The organism is Armatimonadota bacterium, assembly GCA_013314775.1.
Lineage (GTDB): Bacteria > Armatimonadota > Zipacnadia > Zipacnadales > JABUFB01 > JABUFB01.
In genome coordinates, this window is the sequence record JABUFB010000006.1 from 105,921 (window position 1) to 124,528 (window position 18,608).

18 protein-coding genes are annotated in these 18,608 nt (G+C 63.5%); 8 read left to right on the top strand and 10 right to left on the bottom strand.

From position 1 onward, the window contains the following. The first annotated feature begins 81 nt into the window (after nt 1-81). Nucleotides 82-867, top strand: coding sequence for a hypothetical protein (locus tag HPY44_06145; GenBank protein NSW55575.1), 786 nt, complete (start codon nt 82-84; stop codon nt 865-867). 110 nt (nt 868-977) lie between these two features. After that, a complete protein-coding gene (locus HPY44_06150; GenBank protein ID NSW55576.1) occupies nt 978-1,946 on the top strand; it encodes a phosphoglycerate dehydrogenase in 969 nt (322 codons plus the stop codon). Nucleotides 1,947-2,043: 97 nt separating this feature from the next. Here the strand turns inward: HPY44_06150 and HPY44_06155 are convergent, their stop codons facing one another. The 3 genes from HPY44_06155 to thiD are packed head-to-tail and all read right to left on the bottom strand — an operon-like array spanning nt 2,044 to nt 4,965. After that, a complete protein-coding gene (locus HPY44_06155; GenBank protein ID NSW55577.1) occupies nt 2,044-3,129 on the bottom strand; it encodes a Gfo/Idh/MocA family oxidoreductase in 1,086 nt (361 codons plus the stop codon). A 12-nt stretch (nt 3,130-3,141) separates the two neighbouring features. Then, nucleotides 3,142-4,086, bottom strand: coding sequence for a phosphatidate cytidylyltransferase (locus HPY44_06160; GenBank protein NSW55578.1), 945 nt, complete (start codon nt 4,084-4,086; stop codon nt 3,142-3,144). A gap of 18 nt (nt 4,087-4,104) precedes the next feature. Further along, nucleotides 4,105-4,965 (bottom strand): bifunctional hydroxymethylpyrimidine kinase/phosphomethylpyrimidine kinase, encoded by an 861-nt coding sequence (thiD, locus tag HPY44_06165; protein ID NSW55579.1) that lies wholly within the window; start codon nt 4,963-4,965, stop codon nt 4,105-4,107. Between the two features lie 311 nt (nt 4,966-5,276). Here thiD and HPY44_06170 point away from each other — a divergent pair, with 311 nt between their 5' ends. Continuing rightward, nucleotides 5,277-6,065, top strand: a complete 789-nt coding sequence (locus HPY44_06170) for an amidohydrolase (protein ID NSW55580.1) — start codon at nt 5,277-5,279, stop codon at nt 6,063-6,065. Nucleotides 6,066-6,077: 12 nt separating this feature from the next. Here HPY44_06170 and lepB read toward each other — a convergent pair whose 3' ends face one another. Beyond that, complete coding sequence (gene lepB / locus HPY44_06175) at nt 6,078-6,707, bottom strand: signal peptidase I (GenBank protein NSW55581.1); 630 nt, start codon at nt 6,705-6,707, stop codon at nt 6,078-6,080. Between the two features lie 85 nt (nt 6,708-6,792). Here lepB and HPY44_06180 point away from each other — a divergent pair, with 85 nt between their 5' ends. Genes HPY44_06180 through HPY44_06195 form a run of 4 tightly spaced genes read left to right on the top strand, consistent with a single transcriptional unit; the run spans nt 6,793 to nt 9,177 of the window. Beyond that, nucleotides 6,793-7,350, top strand: a complete 558-nt coding sequence (locus HPY44_06180) for a hypothetical protein (protein NSW55582.1) — start codon at nt 6,793-6,795, stop codon at nt 7,348-7,350. After that, nucleotides 7,347-7,922 carry an HAD-IIIA family hydrolase gene (locus HPY44_06185; protein ID NSW55583.1) on the top strand — a complete coding sequence of 192 codons (576 nt, stop codon included), beginning with the start codon at nt 7,347-7,349 and terminating at the stop codon, nt 7,920-7,922. The genes HPY44_06180 and HPY44_06185 overlap by 4 nt, the downstream gene beginning before the upstream one ends. 59 nt (nt 7,923-7,981) lie before the next feature. Beyond that, nucleotides 7,982-8,809, top strand: coding sequence for a hypothetical protein (locus HPY44_06190; GenBank protein ID NSW55584.1), 828 nt, complete (start codon nt 7,982-7,984; stop codon nt 8,807-8,809). A gap of 14 nt (nt 8,810-8,823) precedes the next feature. Next, nucleotides 8,824-9,177, top strand: coding sequence for a cupin domain-containing protein (locus HPY44_06195; GenBank protein ID NSW55585.1), 354 nt, complete (start codon nt 8,824-8,826; stop codon nt 9,175-9,177). A gap of 166 nt (nt 9,178-9,343) precedes the next feature. On the opposite strand, the gene HPY44_06200 is transcribed toward HPY44_06195, so the two are convergent. From HPY44_06200 to HPY44_06215, 4 genes are all read right to left on the bottom strand, one after another. Beyond that, nucleotides 9,344-10,483, bottom strand: coding sequence for an aspartate-semialdehyde dehydrogenase (locus tag HPY44_06200; GenBank protein NSW55586.1), 1,140 nt, complete (start codon nt 10,481-10,483; stop codon nt 9,344-9,346). Nucleotides 10,484-10,550: 67 nt separating this feature from the next. Further along, the gene (locus HPY44_06205; protein ID NSW55587.1) at nt 10,551-11,303 is read right to left on the bottom strand and encodes a 4-hydroxy-tetrahydrodipicolinate reductase; all 753 of its coding nucleotides are present in this window, start codon (nt 11,301-11,303) and stop codon (nt 10,551-10,553) included. A 177-nt stretch (nt 11,304-11,480) separates the two neighbouring features. After that, nucleotides 11,481-12,920: an aspartate aminotransferase family protein gene (locus HPY44_06210; GenBank protein ID NSW55588.1), complete on the bottom strand. Its 1,440-nt coding sequence runs from the start codon at nt 12,918-12,920 to the stop codon at nt 11,481-11,483. Between the two features lie 54 nt (nt 12,921-12,974). Then, nucleotides 12,975-14,717, bottom strand: a complete 1,743-nt coding sequence (locus tag HPY44_06215) for an acetyl-CoA carboxylase carboxyltransferase subunit alpha (GenBank protein NSW55589.1) — start codon at nt 14,715-14,717, stop codon at nt 12,975-12,977. Between the two features lie 474 nt (nt 14,718-15,191). On the opposite strand from HPY44_06215, the gene pheA reads away from it, so the two are divergent. Further along, on the top strand, nt 15,192-16,250 hold the full coding sequence (gene pheA / locus HPY44_06220; GenBank protein ID NSW55590.1) for a prephenate dehydratase: 1,059 nt from the start codon (nt 15,192-15,194) through the stop codon (nt 16,248-16,250). Nucleotides 16,251-16,343: 93 nt separating this feature from the next. On the opposite strand, the gene HPY44_06225 is transcribed toward pheA, so the two are convergent. Both HPY44_06225 and HPY44_06230 read right to left on the bottom strand, forming a co-directional pair. Continuing rightward, nucleotides 16,344-17,306, bottom strand: coding sequence for a hypothetical protein (locus tag HPY44_06225; protein NSW55591.1), 963 nt, complete (start codon nt 17,304-17,306; stop codon nt 16,344-16,346). Next, nucleotides 17,307-18,587, bottom strand: a complete 1,281-nt coding sequence (locus HPY44_06230; protein ID NSW55592.1) for an HlyC/CorC family transporter — start codon at nt 18,585-18,587, stop codon at nt 17,307-17,309. Between the last annotated feature and the right edge of the window lie 21 nt (nt 18,588-18,608).

The window sequence follows — 18,608 nt, forward strand, 5'->3', positions numbered from 1 at the left end:
AATCATCAGGCGCGGCATCCTGCGCCATCCATCGGGCATGATGACGGCCATACCCATAGCAACCACCCTGGGAGACAGATCATGACAAGACGCGAAGCCAAAGATCGCCTACGGTCGGATCGAGCACTGATCGGCACCATGTTCCTCGAAGTCGCCTCACCGGGCACTTGCCAGATGATCAAGCAGGCTGGCTACGACTTCGTGATTTTCGATACAGAACACTCCTGGTATGGCGTGGAGACCATCGCGCGCTTCATCCGTTCTGCCCGGGACATCGGCCTGCTCGTGATCGTCCGAGCTCCCGCGTTCCAGGGCCACTGGCTCGCGCGTTATCTCGATCTCGGCGCGGATGGTCTGGTCTGCCCCCACGTGGACAATGCCGAACAGGCCGCAGACATCATCCGCCAGACCAAGTACCCGCCCGTGGGGGAGCGCGGCATGGCCAACAACATCGCTCATGACGAGTATGTCGCCAGACCCATGCTGGACTTCTGCCGCGAGGCCGACGAAGAGATCTTGATCATCGCGCAGATCGAGACCGCGGCCGGGCATGCCAACCGCGAGGGCATCCTGTCAACTCCCGGCATCGACGCAGTGTTCATCGGGCCCAATGACCTGTCCTTGAGCATGGGCTTCCCCGGCCAACACAACCACCCGCAGGTGGTGCAGGCCATGGAGGACATCTTCGAGTCCGCCCGGCGCAACAATGTGGCGCCCGGCCTACACGGGTTCACGGTGGAGGCCACCCGGAGCTGGCTGGATAAGGGCGCGCGGTTCGTCTGTCACCGAGCCGACATCAGCCTGATCATCGACGGCAGCCGGCGCGATCTGGAGGTTCTCCGGCAGCATCCGGCGCTGGGCGGGTAGATCCGCTCTCGGTCCTGGGCACCGGGTGAGTCAGCACCGCACAGGCGGGCCCTGACGCATCCGATGCAGACATGTTACACCTTGCAGCCCCACAAACACGGAGAGACCCTATGAGCTTGCGCATCCTCAACACCGCCGCTATCTACGACGACAAGGACGCCCGGGCGATGCTGGCCGACGCCGGCTTCGAGCTGTTTGACTCCCCCCCGCGGGCGCCTTTCGGCGAGGACGATATCATCGATCTCCTGGAAGACGTGGACGCCGTCATCGCCGACTCCGACGCCTACACGGAGCGTGTCTTCGCGGAACGCCCCCGGCTCAAGCTTGTGTCGCGCTGGGGCGTGGGCATTGATTCCATCGACCTCGAGGCGGCAACGCGCCACGGCGTGATGGTAACCAACACCCCGGGCATCATCACCGATGCCGTGGCCGACCTCGCCTTCACCTTCATTCTCGCCCTGGCGCGCCGACTGGTGGAGTGCAACTCCCTCGTGCGTGGCGGCGGTTGGCAGAAGATGATCGGCGCGAACGTGGGCGGCGCAACCCTGGGTATTATCGGTGTCGGGGACATCGGCACCTGTTCGGCCCGACGCGGCAAGGGTTTCGGAATGCGCGTATTGGCCTTCGACCCCGTGCCCCGCCAGGAAGTGGCCGATCTACTCGGCGTGGAGTTCGTGGACCTGGAGACCCTTCTGCGGGAGAGCGATTTCGTCACCCTCCACTGTAATGCCACTCCTGCGAACCGCAACATGATCGGCGCCGAACAACTCGCGATGATGAAGCCCACAGCGTTCCTGATCAATTGCGCGCGGGGGTCGCTGGTGGATGAAGCGGCGCTGGTGGACGCACTCAAGAACGGAACCATCGCAGGCGCCGGGCTCGACGTGTTCGCCCAGGAGCCACCCGATCCGGATAACCCTTTGTTCGCGCTGGACAATTGCCTGGTCACCCCGCACACCGCAACCATGGATCGCAAGACCATCCAGCGGGTGAGCATGCAGGTGACTGCGAACACCCTGGACGCGCTGCAGGGGCGCAGGCCCAAGTACCTGTGCAACCCGGAAGTCTGGGCGGGCTGACTACCGGCGGAAACCACACAGCGGCGGGCCCTGTCACGGTCTGCGTGACCCCCGCCGCCCAAGGTTTCCCGGCAGCTGACTGCCCGTGCTCCCCGCCTCAGAACTCCCGCGGGTCGGGCACTTCCACCGGGCTGCTTCCCTGGTCTGCCGACTGCACCGCGCACACTCCCGGCAAGCTCATGTCCAGGCCGAAGTACACGTCGATCGCAGGAGCCGTGCCATCCACCACCGCGCGCACGAAATCATCCACCATCAGGTATTCGCTGGTCCCGTGGCCGCCGGCTGAAGCCTCGGGCGGCATCTTCGGGTGAGACCACCCCAGGGGCAGGTCGATCATTCCCGTGCAGTGCGGGATGTCGTTGAGGATCGCCTTGAACCCTGCGTAGCCCCCACGGGGCGACTCCAGCACGCCTTCGGTACCGTAGATCGAGAAATAATGGAACGACGGCTCCCGGGCCACCACAAAGCCGCACGTGACCTTGATCACATTGCCTTTCGCGGTCTTGAACAGCGCCACTTCCATGTCCACGGTGCCGGTGGCTTTGCCGATGCGCTCCCCGGGATTCATGCCCACCGCGCTGACAATCCGGTCATCGAGAATCTGCAGCACCGGCCCGAGACTGTGGGTGCAGTAGCGGATCGGCCGCATACCCGCGCGCCACGTGGGTCCTGTTTCCGCGCCCGGAGTGATCCCGTCATCCCGCGCCGCCATGAGCGGCCGACAGTCATGGATGTACTCGGCCTCTGCGTAGTAGGGCTCCCCGATCTTCCCGTCCTTTACCAGTCGGTCGAAGGTCTGCAGGAAAGCCATATAGTTCATGTTCTCGGCGAACATGTAGGTCTTGCCGGTCTCGCGCACGGCGCGGACAAGTTCCCGGGCCTCGTCGATAGAATACACTGCCGGGACTTCACTCAGCACGTGCTTGTCTGCCCGCAGTGCCGCCACACACTGCTCCGCGTGCAGGGGTGCCGGCGTCCCCACCACCACCGCGTCGATATCGCAGGCGAGGAGGTCCTCGAAGTTTGTGACCCAGCGTTCCACTCCATTGGCCTTGGCGAAGCTCTCTGCTCGTTCCTCGTTGACATCGCAAACTGCCGTGACCTTGCTGTCTTTGCGGGCGTTGAATACCGCGCAGAACGAGCCACCGCGCCGCAGACCCGCGATCCCGATGCGCAGAGACATGAGCAGACCTCCCTAACGCATAAGCACGAACCAGCAGTACCAGTAGACCAAGGGCGAGCTGAATAGCACGGCATCGAACCTGTCGAGGACGCCCCCGTGTGGGCCAAGCAGTGACCCAAAGTCCTTGATGCCAATGTCTCGCTTGAGCACCGATTTCCCCAGGTCGCCTAACTGTCCGACGATGCTCATCAGCACGCCCAGCAGCACGCAGTGCCATACCGGCAGGTGCAGCCACATTCCCAGCAGCACCATTCCGACGAGTGTCGCGAACAGATGGGCCACCGAGCCCTCGACGGTCTTGTTCGGACTGATCAGCGGAGCCAGCTTCGTGCGCCCTATGAGCGTTCCCACGAAGAACGCACTGGTGTCACCCAGCCAGACCGGAATGACAGTGAATAGAATGCCCCCCGTGCGCCGTGCCAACGCCCCGGCGTCCACGAAGCCGGTGAGGGAGGGAAGATCCACGTAGCGCATGCGCAACATGAAGGAAAGCAGGAGGCCCACGTACACAACGCCGAAGACGGTTGTCGCCGAGTTGATCACCGCTGACTGCCCGGGCTTGGAGCGGAACTGGGCGATCAGAGTACCCGCCACGGAACACATGAGCACGAACAGGATAAGCTGGAGAACGTCCGCCTCAGCCTCTACGTTCGCGCCGGTGAGTCGGTCCGCCCCGCTCAGGCCGGCGAGATTGTAGACCTCGATGGTGTGTTGCGTCGCATACAGGATCGCGACGGCGCAGAGCCAGCCCAGCGCCACATTGGGGCGCATCCCCCTCGCCTGCAGCGCCGAATAGTACTCACCCAGCGCGATCACGGCCAGCACGGCGATAAAGGTGAAGAACGTCCAGCCGCCCAGGTAGACCAGGCCGCAAAAAGCCGCCAGGCCGAGCACGCCCACGATCGTCCGAACCAGCACGCGGATGGCGTAAGGGGTAGTTGGTTTCTCGGGGCCCATGGACGGCCTATTCCTCCCTCAGTCAGCAGATGCCTTCCCCGTGCCCTGATTGCTTTGCGGTCCGGCCAGCATGCGACGGCCCGCCTCGCCGTGATTCGTGGGCCCGTGCCCATGCCCGATATCCAGCGACGTGGCGATTGCCAGCGAGATGAACTCCTTCGCCTGCCGGATCGCATCCATCGGCGTCATCCCCAGCGCCAGCCCAGCCGCGATTGCCGCCGAAAACGTGCATCCGGTTCCGTGGGTGTTCGGAGTGTCAAAGCGCCTGGACTCCAGCACCTTCACCTGTCCTGTATCCGCGGTGAATACTAGGTCGGCGGGCCGGTCCTCCAGGTGACCGCCCTTGACCACCACCACCCGCGGCCCCATCTGCGCTATCTCCCGTGCCGCTTCATTCATGCCTGCCAGACTCGTGATCTCCCGCCCCACAAGCACACCTGTCTCATGCAGATTGGGCGTCACCACCAGCGCCAGCGGCAGCAGACGTGAGACCAGGGCTTCCCGCGCCTCTGCCGCCAGGAGGGCGTCGCCACTCTTGGCAACCATCACCGGGTCCACCACGAGATTGCGGATGTCATGGCGCCGCACCCCATCGGCCACCGTCTCCACCAGTTCCGGCGTAGCCAGCATCCCCGTCTTCGCGGCATCACAGCCGATATCGTCCATGACCGCGTCCAGTTGTGCAGTTACCAGGTCCAGGGGCAAAGCCTCCGCCCGGCGCACCTCAACTGTGTTCTGGGCAGTAATCGCCGTGATAACGCTCATCCCGTAGACGCCCAACGCGGCGAAGGTCTTCAGGTCCGCCTGAATACCCGCTCCGCCGCCGGAGTCCGAACCCGCGATGGTCAGTACAACGGGCACTGTTCGTCTTGCAGCCATGATCGCGCACGCCCCAGAGCAATAATCCGGCCTCGCACCTATCCAGGCAATGGCTGGAGCCGGGCCGGGCTCTCCGCCTGATTATCCCCTCCCTCGATGCGTCTGGCAACTGGTTTCGTGGACCGATAGGTATACACCTGAGTAAGATTGCGCCGCTGATATTGAACACGATCCGAGTATTCGACCAAGGTGCGTTGCTAAAAAACATAAGTAATATGACGGTTTCCTGCGCGGCCAGTCCCCTTTCACTCTTCCCCGCAGGCCCTGTCTGTGGTACTCTCCAGGCTGTCTAGAGACGCTGCGGAGGGCCCATGATGATTTTCGACTGTCACGCCCACGTTTTCCCCGAGAACGTGGTTGACCGGGCCATGGAGGCCCTGTCTGCGCGGTACGGCGCGCAGCCCGTGGGCAGGGCGACCCCCTCGGGTCTGCTCAAGCACATGGATGACTGCGGCGTGGACCGCTGCCTGGTGCTGGGAGTGGCCACGAAGCCTTCCCAGGTGCGCTCGATCAATGACTGGATCACCAGTCTCGGAGAGGAGCGCCTGGTGCCCCTGGGCAGCCTGCACCCCCACATGGAGGGCCTGCAGGACGAGATCGCGCGCCTCGTGGATTGCGGCGTGAAGGGCGTGAAGCTCCAGCCCCACTTTCAGGATTACGAACTGGATGACCCGGCGGTTCACGCCATGTTTGAGGCAATCGGTGACCGCCTCTTCGTGCTTATGCACGGCGGGCAGGAGATCATCCCCATCGACAATCTGCAGCCCACCCCTCCGCGCCTGGCCTGCCTGCTGGAAACACATCCGCAGGTGCGTTTCATCTTTGCACATCTCGGGGCGTATCTGCAGTGGGATGAGGTCGAAGAGATACTCGTGGGGCGCGACGTACACCTGGACGCCTCGTATGTCTTTGATATCTGCTCCGACGAGCAGATCAGCCGCATCATTCAGAGCCACGGCCCGGAGCGCATCGTGTGGGGGAGCGACTTCCCGTGGCAGACTCAGGCCCAGGGGCTTGCGGGCATCCATCGTCTGGGGCTCTGCGCGGACGCGGAGCAGGGAATACTCGGGGGCAATCTGCTTCGCCTGCTGGGGATGTGATACGCCCTCAATTCAGCCGCGACGAACCACAGAAACCCGGTGCAACGGCCAGAAGATCAGCGCCACACGCCCTATCAGGCTGTCGACCGCCACAAAGGGCGCAGGCTCCGGCGGCTCGCCGGGCGCCTGAATGGTCCACGTGTGGCTGTCCTGGCTCTGGTTGCGGTTGTCGCCCAGGACCACCAAGTGCCCCGCAGGGCAAGGGGCGCAGGTCCAGTCAAAGCTCATGAGCTCACGCAGGTAGGGCTCATCCACGATGCGACCGTTGCGCCACAGATACCCCCTGCGGACAGCGATTTGGTCTCCGGGGAGGCCTACCACGCGCTTGGCGAGAATCTCTCCGCCGGCCTGCGACTGCGGGGGAGCGCTGAAAAGAACCACATCGCCATACCGGGGAAGTGTGCCGCCCCTGTATGCGGTGATCGCCGCCAGCACCAGGTCGCCGGGGCGAAGGGTGGGCTCCATCGCCTCGCCCTGAACGCGATAGCAGCGCACCACCTGCCCTGCGCACAGGGCAATGGGTACGGCCATCCCGAGCACAAACAGCAGCGCATTGCGCAACCAGCGCCGCCGCGGTCTGCGCGGTCTGCGTTGACCCAGCATCTGCTTGAGTTGTTCCGTGTAGTCCTGGCCTGCGCTCATTGGCCCCACGCCCGGCAGTGGTGATCTCTCTTTCCACAGTCAGCCGCCCGTCGCCTGCACAATCTCTCGATCCTGGTGATCAACTGTGCCCCGTCCCCTCATCGTCGGCATCGCTGGAGGCAGCGCAAGCGGAAAATCCACCTTTGCACAGGCTCTCGCCGAGCGTCTGGAGGGTCTTGAAGTCCGCATCATCGGGATGGACGCTTACTTCGTCCAGGACAAGCCGCTTCACAAAGGGCCGCTTACGGATCGCGAGTGGCCGGACTACAATCAGCCCGCATCATTCCATCTGGACCGGCTCGCCGCCGATCTGGACGCAATGGACGGGCAGGTGGTCATCGTCGAGGGGCTTCTTGTGCTGCACGATGACAAGATCCGCTCGCGCTGCGACTTCAAACTCTTTGTGGATGCGCCGGCGGATGAGCGCATCTGCCGCCGTCTCAAGCGGAATATGGCGAAGATGAACCTGTCCTTCGACGAGATCGCCGGCTACTACCTGGACTCCGTGCGCTTCCGTCACCAGCAGTTCGTGGAGCCCTCTCGCTGGCACGCGGACCTCGTCATCAACGGTTCGATCCTGAGCGAGAACGCAGTCAACGCTATCGCGGACCACATCCGCGCACGTCTCGGAGAGTCTGCATGAGCAATGCGAAGCCCGCCGTCTTGCTGGACCGTGACGGCGTGATCAACTACGACAGTCATAATTGGGTAATGCGGTTCGAAGACATCGTCTTCATCCCCGGTTCGCTGGAGGCCATCGCCCGGCTCACACAAGCGGGCCGCCGCATCTACGTGGTCACGAACCAGGCATGGGTGTCGAAGCGCCTCCTGCCCGATCCCGAAGCGGTGCTCCGGGACACCCTCACGCGCCTGCGCGACGCGGTGGCGGATGCCGGTGGGGAAATCCTGGACATCGCCGCCTGCCCTCACCAGGATTCCGACCGGTGCCACTGCCGAAAGCCCGCACCGGGGCTTCTGCTGAAGATCGCGCAGGAGCACAGCGTGGACCTGTCGCGTTCCGTGATGTGCGGGGACTCCTGGCGCGATGTGGAAGCGGCTGCGGCTGCGGGAGTCGGGAAAATGATCTTTCTTCGCACCAGGCCCACCGAAGCCGAGGTGCAGGCGGAGCTGAAACTCTGTCGGCCCCCGGATTTTCAGGCGGAAGACCTCGCCGCAGCCGTCGAGATTATCCTGGAGCATGGGCTGGGTGCTTAGCAGGCTCGGTTCGCCGCAGCTTTGCGCACAAGCTAACCGTCACCAAGGAGACTTCATCTATGGACCTGACCTTCCTGGGGAGCGCCGCGGCTGAAGCCTGGCCAGCGCTGTTTTGCACCTGCGAGTCCTGCGAGGGCGCGCGAAAACTCGGCGGCCGCAACATCCGTCGCCGCACCAGCTATCGCCTGGGCGAACATACCCATATCGATTGGGGACCGGACACTTGCGCCGCGTGTCTCGCACTTGGCCTGGATATGGCCAGTGTCACGGACCTCATCGTCACGCACAATCACTCCGACCACTTCACCCCGCACGAACTGTACTTTCGCAGGCCAGGCTATTCGCTGGTGCCCGAGGACCGCGTCCTTAGCGTCTACGGTCCCGCTGGAGTTGGCGAGGTGCTGGGCGAAAAGTTCGACGATCCCGCAGTCTTCCGCCTGGGTTTCTCGGAACTGGCACCCTTCGTCGAGACCCCGGTGAACCCGGACTGCTCGGTCACCGCGCTCCCGGCCACTCACGGAGTCAACATCGGCGGCGCCTTCACCTACATCCTGCGGACCCTGGATTCCGGGCGCACAGTCCTTATCGGCCATGATACGGGCTGGTATGACCAGGAGGTGTGGGACTTCCTCGCGGGCAAGAGTCTCGATGCGGTGATCATGGACACCACCTACGGCTTCCGGGCCGAGAGGAGACATCACCTCGGATGCCCGGACGTGGTAGAAGTGAAGCAGGTTCTGCAGGAGTCGGGCGCGCTAGCACCGGACTGCAGGTTCATCGCCAATCACTTCTCGCACAATGGCCTGTGGCTGTACGACCAGTTGGTCGAGTATTTCGCGCCACATGGTATCGAGGTGGGCTATGACGGAATGATCGTGACACTTTGAAGGAGGGATGAGCGATGTACCGAGTGGATGCTTACCAGCGCGAGATGTCCAAGGTTGAAGCGGAGGGGGCCGCGGGAGTGCGAATCCAGTGGCTTCTAGACGAGTCGGTGGGGGCGGACAAGTTCGCGATGCGCCGCTTCGTCATCGAGCCCGGCGGCAACACCCCCTTCCACGCCCACGACTGGGAGCATGAGGTCTACATTCTGCGGGGCAGGGGCCTGCTTGTAACTGACGAAGGCGAACGGGAGATCGGCCCGGACATGGCGATCCTGGTGGAGCCCAATGAGCGCCACCAGTTCTGCGCGCTTCCCGAAGGCTCCCTCGAGTTCCTCTGCCTGGTACCCAGCGGCCCGGCCACGGTGCACTGAGTCTCGGCGATCTGTTCCCCGCCAGGTGGGGCGATGCCGCCGTTGCCGCCAGGAGAGGCAGGCAGTCCTGGCTGGGGACCCTTGCCCCTTCCTCCCGCACCCACGAAAACGGGGACCGGCCGCTTCCCGGTCCCCGTTCCGACTACGCTTGTCCCCCAACGGCGCCCTACCCGATGAGCCCGCGCTCGGCCAGCTTCTTGCCGATCTGCACCACGTTCGTTGCGGCGCCTTTGCGCAGGTTGTCGGACACACACCAGAAGTTGATGGTGTTCGGCTGCGAGTAGTCATCCCGCGTCCGGCCCACCAGCACCAGATTCTTCCAGCCTTCCTTCAGCACGTCCGCCTGGGTCGGGTAGGCCCGCTCTTCGGCGTACCTGTGCCCCATGTAGGTATCATCCTTGGGGGCTGACGGGGTGGGCCACCCAAGGGTGTCCTTGGCCGGCTGGTCGATGACCACGATGCCGTATTCCTCTGCTTTCGCGCGCCACGTATCCAGCGCCACCGCCGCGCTCATCGGACCTTTGAACTCGGCGTTGATCGATTCCGCATGGCCGATCTCTACCGGCACCCGCACCGCCGTCGCCACAACGTCCAGGCTGTCGTCACCGAAGATCTTGCGGGTCTCGTACCGCATCTTCAGCTCTTCCTTGGTGTAACCGTTGTCCATGAAGGCGTCGATGTGCGGCAGGCAGTCCAGCGCGATCTGCCGTCGGAACACCTTCGGGTCGAACTTCAGCAGCCCACCGATGTTGTCCGGATCCATCTGTTTGAGCTGTGCCACAAGCTCCGCTTGAGCTTCGCGACCATAGCCGGAGACCGACTGGAAAGTGGACACGACCACGCGCTTCAGGGGGGAGATACTGTGCAGCGGCGCCAGCGCAACGCACATCTGGATGGTCGAGCAGTTCGGGCTGGCGATGAGTCGCGTATCACTCGTCACCGTATCCATGTTCACTTCCGGCACGACCAGCGGGATCTCCGGGTCCATGCGGAAATCTGCGCCGTTGTCGATGCAGTAGACACCAAACCTGTCAATGGCCGCCATCGCCCAGGTCTTCGCGGCGCCCTTGTCTCCCTCTCGCCCGGCGAAAAACGCCACATCCAGGCCTTCGAACAACTTGAGGCCTTCCTCGCTGAACTCCGTGCCCAGGCTGTGAACCGGCACTTCTTCGCCGTCGATGACCTCAACCCGGGCCGAAGTGGCCAGCATACGCACCTCTTCGCACTCCAGGCCCAGTTCCCGAATGCACCTGTAAATATTCTGGCCCACCGGTCCGACACCGACGACTCCAGCCTTGATGCCCATGTTCTTCACCTTTTCTGCGCGGGCGCTGTGAGCAGTCGGCTCTGGCGTCCCCGCGGGATTGTCGTGCTTACAGAAGATGCTCGAGGCCCACGGTGAGGCCGCTGAGTTGCTGAACCCGCCGCACCGCCAGGAGGACGCCGGGCATGAAACACTCTCGGTTGATGGTGACGTGGCTGATGACCAGCCGCTCGCCGAGACCGCCGAAAATGACCTCCTGGTCGGCAACGTAGCCTGGCATCCGCACCGCGTGCACCTGGATCCCGTGGACCTTGCCGCCCCGGGAACCGGGAGCCTTGTCCACTTCGGTGGGCACGGTCTCGAAATCCTCCCCGCGTGCCTGCGCCATCAACTCGGCCGTGCGCAATGCCGTTCCCGATGGCGAGTCCACTTTGTTCTCATGGTGGCGCTCGATGATTTCCGCGTAGTCGAAACTCCGCGCGGCATCGGCGGCATAGCGCATCATGAGGTTCGCGCCGATGCTGAAGTTGGGGGCAATGAAGCAGGGGGTCTCATTGCGTTCGCACATGGCGCGGATGACATTGAGGTCTGTCTCGGACAGCCCTGTGGTGCCAACCACGCAGGCGACCTTGCGGGTGATCGCGGCTTCGAGGTTGTCCATGACCACCGCGGGCACCGTGAAATCGATCATCACGTCGGGCTTGATCTCATCGAGGGTTCCCGCGAGATGCCCGCTGATGGACAAGTCGGATGCCTCCCCGAGGATCTCGGACATGGGGTGCCCTACGCCTTTGGGGTCCACGCCGCCCACCAGCTCCATGTCGCGCGCTGCGTGAACTGCCTGGGCGACCTGACGTCCCATCCGGCCGAAAGCTCCGCTCACCAGTACGCGAATTGCGCTCACAATGGTCCCTCCAGTGCTGTTGGCCAGCCTGCTGCGGCGGGTACGGAGTATAACAAAGCGATATGGTCAATGCAATATGAGGAGCAGCGTCAGCCACCCCGCAGGCCGAGCGTCTCGCTCCACGCCTTCCAGCCCCTACCCCAGCACTTCCTCCAGCGACTCGCTGACCACGCCGATGCCCTCCAGCAGCGCTTCCTCATCAATGCACAGAGGCGGGTTCAGCTTGATCGCGCAGCCGTCTACACCCACGGGCGCGAAAAGCATGAGCCCCTTCTCGATGCACTTTTGTGTCACATCCATGGCCAGGTCAGGGTCTGCGTCGGTCGTCCCGGGGTGGGTGAACTGGATGGCGGCCACCAGACCGGCACCCTGGATCATCCCGATCTGCGGGTATTTGTCTTTCAGCGGCGCAAGGGCGTCCAACATCACCTTGCCCAGCCGCGCCGCGTTCTCGACCATACCCTCTTCAATGATCGCGTCGATGCTCGCGAGGGCAGCAGCGCAGCAGACCGGGTTGCCGGTGTGGGTGCTGGTCATTGAGCCTGGCCCGTACTGGTCCATCACGTCTTTTCGCCCGATAACCGCGCCGATGGGCATTCCGTCGCCGAGGCCTTTGCCGCAGCAGACAATGTCCGGCACCATCCCAAAATGCATGAAGCCAAAGAGCTTTCCGGTGCGCCCGAACCCGGCCTGCACTTCGTCGAAGGTGATCAGAATGTTGTGCTTATCCGCCCACGTACGCATCTCTTGCCAGTATTCCGGCGGCGCGAGGCACGCATTCACTCCCTGATAGGTCTCGCAGAGCACACCGGCGATCTGTTCGGGCTTGACGTTCTTCGCCTCCAGGGACTTCAGGAAGAACTCGAAGGATGTGTCAGGGCAACGGAACCCGTCGGGGTACGGAACCTGCACCATACCCTTGTCGAGGTTGATAATCCAGGACTTTCCCGCGGGCATGCCGCCGGCCATCTGAGAACCCATGGTGCGCCCGTGGAAGGCATTATCGTAGCTGACGATAACGTGCTTCTCCCGGCCACCTTGCGCCACGCCCCAGGTGCGCATGAGCTTGATCGCGCACTCCGTGGTTTCGGCTCCGGTGGTTACGAGAAAGGCTTTCTCCAGCGGCGCAGGGGAAATCTCCACGATTTTCTGCACCAGCCTGGAGCGGATCTCCGAGGGGAAACAGTAGTTGTGCAGCAGGCCGTGGGCGACTTGATCGGAGATGGCCTGGACCACTTTCGGATGGCTATGACCGGCGTTGGTCACCAGGACGCCGGAGCTGAAGTCCAGCCACATGTTGCCCCACTTGTCGAACACGTTCACGCCGTATGCGCGGTCCCAGATCACCGGCGGCTGCCCGGTCATGGAACGGGGTTCGAACTTCTGCAGGCGGTCGAGAATCTCCAGGGACTCGGGCACCGGTATCTGCGTCTGAATGCGGCGGTATTTCGTGTCAACAGCGGGCACGTCTTGGGGTTCGCGAGGGAACGAACGGCTTGCCACAGTGAGGGCTCCTTCCGGGGCGGGCGCCAGGCGCGGTCGCGTCGACGCCCGGTCGCAAGTCGGTTCCGGCATTGGGTCCATGCCGGGTCTTCGTCACAGTGAATTGTGCGGCGAGGGCGCCGTGAATCAGACCGCGGAGCCGCCGTCGCCGGCGGTGTCTCCCTGCTGCGACTGCTGGGGGTCACCGATGCGCCGGAACCGCTGGTAGCGTCGGTCCATCAGTTCCTCTGCCGGCAGTTCGCGCAGTTCAGCCAGCGCCCGGCTGATGCTGTTCTTGAGCAGCCTCGCGGCCTGCGCAGGGTCCAGATGCGCACCACCGGGAGGCTCGGGAACAACAGCCGTCGCGACGCCCAGTTCGAGGGCATCCTGAGCGGTGAGTTTCAGCGCCGCCGCCGCCTCCTCCTTGCGCTCCGGGCTGCGCCAGAGGATGACCGCGCACGATTCGGGCGCGATCACCGAGTAGTAAGCGTTCTCCTGCATTAGCACGGCATCGCCCACTCCGATGGCGATTGCTCCGCCGCTTCCACCTTCACCGATGACCGAGCAGACCACCGGCACCGGGAGCGAGAACATATCGCGCTGGCTCACCGCGATGGCTTCAGACACCCCGCGGGCTTCCGCTTCTTCGAGGCAGTCTGCCCCCTTGGTGTCGATGAAAGTGAGAATCGGCCGTCCCAGCCGCGCCGAGAGTTTCATCACCCGAAGGGCTTTACGGTAGCCTTCGGCCTTGGCGCTGCCGAAATTGCGCGCCAGGCGCTCGGCGGACGTGCGTCCCTTCTGCTGGGCGATGACCGCCACCGCGCGACCCTCGAAGTGTCCCAATCCAGCGACGATCGCCCCGTCATCCCCGTATCGGCGATCGCCGTGGAGTTCCACGAAACCGTCGATGAACGCATCAATGTAATCAAGCGCCAGCGGACGATCCTGGTGCCGGGCGAGTTGGACCCTATCCCACGCCGATAGGGCGACTTCGGAACCCGCCGGTCGCAGGGGAATCGCTGGCGGCGGCTCAAGGGTCTCCGGCTCTGTCTCCGCATCCGCCTCCGCAACTACTTCGGGCCCCGACGCCCACCGCAGAATCCGCCCCAGCGTTTCCTTCATCCGCGGCCGGGGAACCAGCATGTCCAGCATCCCGTGCTCATACTGGAACTCCGCGGTCTGGACTCCCGGCGGCATCTTGATATTGGTCACTTCGATGACACGCGGCCCCGCAAAACCCATGGCCGCCCCGGGTTCGGCGATGATCACATCTCCCAGGAAGGCGTAACTCGCGGTCACGCCGCCGTATGTGGGGTGGGTCAGTACACTCACGTACAGCAGTCCGGCATCAGACAGACGCCCCGCGGCGCCCGAGGTCTTCGCCATCTGCATGAGCGATACCAGGGACTCCTGCATGCGCGCCCCACCGGTTGCGCAGAAAACAACCACGGGCAGGCGCTCTTCGACGGCGCGCTCCATCAGCCGCGTGATCTTCTCTCCCACACCCCATCCCATGCTGCCGCCCAGGAACTTGAGGTCCATGACACCGATGGCCACGGGAACCCCATGGATCTGGGCACGTCCGGTGACTACCGCCTCGGACATCCCGGTCTTCGCCCGGTCACGTTCCAGCTTCGACTGGTAGTCCGGGAACTTCAGCGGGTCACTGATGGGCAACTCAATGTCCCATTCCTGGAAGGAGCCTTCATCGGCGGTCAATTCCAGCCGCTGCCAGACGCTCAGCGGGAAGTGGTGATTGCAGTGGGCGCAGACCCATGCATTCCGCGCCAGCTCCTTTGAGTAAATGAGCTGGTGACAACCGGGACATTCTTCCCACAGGTCCGCGGGCGTGATGTGGCTGTCTGAACTGGAAGCCGGCTGTGCGGTCATCTGTCTTCTCCGAAATGGGATAGCTTGCCGGGGCCGCTCGCCTGCCCTCGGGAACCGGGTAAGGACGGCGACGGCAGCGCTCTTGCTGACCGTTCCGGCGGCGGGAGTGTACGGGGCTGCGATAGGAGTTTGTTGGTTGGTTCATTGCCCGCATGCCGCCCACTCAGACATTCATGGGCGGCAGCGACCGCGGCAGGGACGTCATGGTGAATGGGCAGAATCAGCACCGTGCGCGACTGGCCCGCCGCCTTGCCCACCCGCGGACAGGCAACCGGCCTCACGTACATGACATTTCCCCGCCTGGCCGCCGATTCCTGCCTTGCGCCCGGGCATCGGGGGATTGGCATCCCGCTCCGAGCCTAACCCGGAGATGGCGCCTGCAGCCAGTGCGCCGGGTTCAGCCACTTTCCCCTCGCCCCCAAGGTGTGGTACACTTCGCCCCCAAACTATGCTATAGGCGCCGGAGGGCCCCTTATGTCCCTTGATGAACTGCGCCAGGCCATCGACGAGACCGACGAACAGCTCGTCAAATTGCTGTGCCGAAGGGTTGATATAGCCCGAGAAGTGGGACGAGTCAAGTCCCAGTCCGATTCTCCGGTGTATGATCCGGCTCGCGAAGCCCGGCTGATTCGCCGTATCATCGAGCTGTCCGGCGGCGGCGTGCCCGTCGAATCGCTGCGCGCAATTTACCGCGAGATCATCTCCACCTGCCGCGCCGTGCAGACACTGCGCGTGGCCTATCTCGGCCCCCCCTACACCAATACATACCTGGCCGCGGTGCGCCATTTCGGCAGTACGGCCGAGCTCCGGCCCTGCCGGACGGTGGAAGAGATCTTTGCAATGACCGAGCGTGGCGACACCCAGGTCGGCCTTGTGCCCATCGAGAATTCCCTCAACGGGGTCGTGGGAGAGACGTGCGACGAGTTGATACGCTCCAACCTGCGCATCTGCGCCGAAACACTCCTGCCCGTGCATCACGCGCTCCTGGCCCGTTGTTCCCAGGCCGAGATCAACGTGGTCTACTCCCACCCGCAGGTATTCGTTCAGTGCCGGGAGTGGCTGCGGGAGAATCTGGCCGAGGCCGAGCAGGTCGCCATGTCCAGCACTGCGACCGCCTCCGATCGCGCGGCGCGTGAGCCCAATGCCGCCGCCCTTGCCCCGGCAATCGCAGCCGACGCGTACGGCCTCAATGTGCTGGCCGAAAACATCGAGGACCGCCCGGACAACCGCACCCGATTCTTCGTGATCGGCCCGGACGATGCAGCGCCTACCGGGCAGGACAAAACCTCCATCGTCTTCTCTCTTGCGCACCGCGCGGGCTCGCTGCATCAAGCGCTGGCGCCCCTGCATGAGCACGGGATAAATATGACCCTGATCCAGTCCCGGCCCTCCCGCGACCGCCTCTGGGAGTACGTCTTCTTCGTGGATTTCGAGGGCCACCGCACCGAGCCCAAGGTCCAGCAGGCGCTGTCGGCGCTGGAGGCCCAGGGCATCCGCATCAAGATCCTGGGCAGTTACCCCGCACTGGATTAGGCCACTGCATCCCATTCAAACATCGAGCCGGACCCTCAGCAAAGGGTCCGGCTCGCCACTTCATGCCGTCATCCGGGACCGTCGGCTGTGTCGCTATGCCGGCCGCGGAGCCTCGCCGCGAAGCTGCGCAACCTTCTCAAAGGCCCGCTTGCCCTGGTCCGACTGACGGTATTCACCGATCTGCTCGATGCGTTCCTTCAGCTGCCGCTGGCTCTCTATGAAGCTGCCCACCTTGAACTGGCGCTCCAGCTGGGCCGAATCCGCGAAAAGCCCGTCCGTGCCCTGCAAGAATGCTTCCAGGTCAGCCTGGCTGATTTCGGCCTGAGGGTCTTGTGCGATAAGCTGCTTCACCAGCGCCAGATTGACCAGGGCTTCGCTGCCCGTGGCGAGAACGGCGCCGCGGTCCGCGGTGTAGTCGGTAATGTCACTCCACGCGCCGGTGAAGATCGACAGCAGGAACACGGGCAGGCAGAGAATCTTCAGGAGCGGGTGGGCGTTGCGCACCCACGTGATCGCCAACCCAAGCCGCACGTTCTTCGCGCGCAAGCTCGCAAGCTCCCGGGCCAGGAGCGCCGAGAACTCCTCCTGTGTCAGCTCATTCACCAGCTTGCGGCTGGTCAAGACGGAACCCGGGTTCCCCGGCAGGCTGTAGATGAACACTGCGTCGTCTTCCAGCACGTAAAGCGCCGGTACCTTCTTGAACCCGAAGAAGTTGGCGTGCTGGCTAAGCACGCTGAAAAGGCCCGGGTTATTATTGGTCATGACGCGCGCGGAACGGCCCGCCTTCTTGATCTGAGCCTGCCGCTTGCGGGCCGACAGGAAGTTGGCCAGCCAGATCGAACCCATGGGCCACAGGAACAGGTAGACCCATTGCCACTGGATTGTCTGAGCCGGAGTCTTCTTGAAGAAAAGGAACATCGCCACGATCCAGACGAATAGGACCGTGATGGCGATGAACCCGCCCACATACAGGTTCGTCTCCCCCGGGAACCGGTAGTCCGAGGGAGTGATCTCGACCTTCGTTCGCTTTGGTCCGCCTTTCGACTTGCGCGCCATTTACTTGTCTCCCCCATCCGCGTGTAGTTTGACGATTCGTACCCGCTCGATGGCCTGATCGGTGCCTTGTTCGACCACAAGGCGCACCTGCCCCTGCTCGAGCACCGTGCCCGGGGCAGGGATGCAGCCCATCTCCCCCGTGATCAGCCCCCCGATGGTTTCGTACTGGCCCTCGGGAAGCTCCACGTCCAGCTTCTCGTTGATCTGCTCAATCTCACACCGGGCATCGGCGACCGCCTCATTCTCCGAGACCACCACCAGGTCCTCCACGGTGGAATCATGTTCATCGGCGATGTCGCCCACAAGCTCTTCGAGAATGTCCTCAATGGTCACCAGACCCTCGGTTCCGCCGAACTCATCGATCACTATCGCGATATGTACACTCTGGTCCCGCAGTTCGCGGAACAGCTCACTGACTCGCTTGGTTTCGGGTACAAACAGCGGCTGGCGCACAAGCTCAAGCAGAGACGCATCCCGTCTGCCGTCCCGGAACGCCATGAGCAGGTCGTTGGCATACAGCAGCCCCACCACCTTGTCAATCGTCCGCTCGTATACCGGAATGCGCGAGTACCCGTGCTCAACGATGGTCTGGACCGCGTCTGCCAGGCTTGCTGTACTGTCGATGGCGATGACGTCCACCCGCGGAACCATGATCTCGCGGGCCGTCGTCTCACCCAGTTCCAGCACGCTGTCCAACATTTCCCCTTCCTCGGGCTCCACCAACCCCTCCTCCTCCCCAATGTCCGCCGCCGCCTGAATCTCCTCCGCTGTGATGAAATGCCTGCTGTGAACAGCCGGCGTTCCTGACAGACGCAGACACTGGTTGCAGAATCCGCTGAGCAGATACATGAGGGGCCGGGTGAGCACCGTGGTCATCTGCACCGCCGGGGCCACCCTGGGCGCGACGCGCTCGGCCATGAGCGCACCCCAGGTCTTCGGGGTGATCTCGCAGAACACGAGGATGAAGGCGATCATGCCCAACTGCCACATCTCCGTCGTCAAGTGGGTCTCATCGCCGAGTTGTCTGTGGAGGATCACCGTCATCAGCGTGGAGATGACGATGATAGTCAGGTTGATCCCTACGATGACTGCGCTCAGGTAATCATTGGTCGTCCTCATCTGCTGGATGAGGAGCGCCCGCCGATCTCCTTTCTCAGCCAGGCGGCGGAGGGCGATGTCACTCACGGAGACGAGGGCGGCTTCCGACAACGACAGCAGGAAGTTGGCCCCAAGCGCGAGGACGATCACCGCGCCGCCGATGATACTCAGGGGGTCATCCAAAAATCATCCCACCCATTGAGG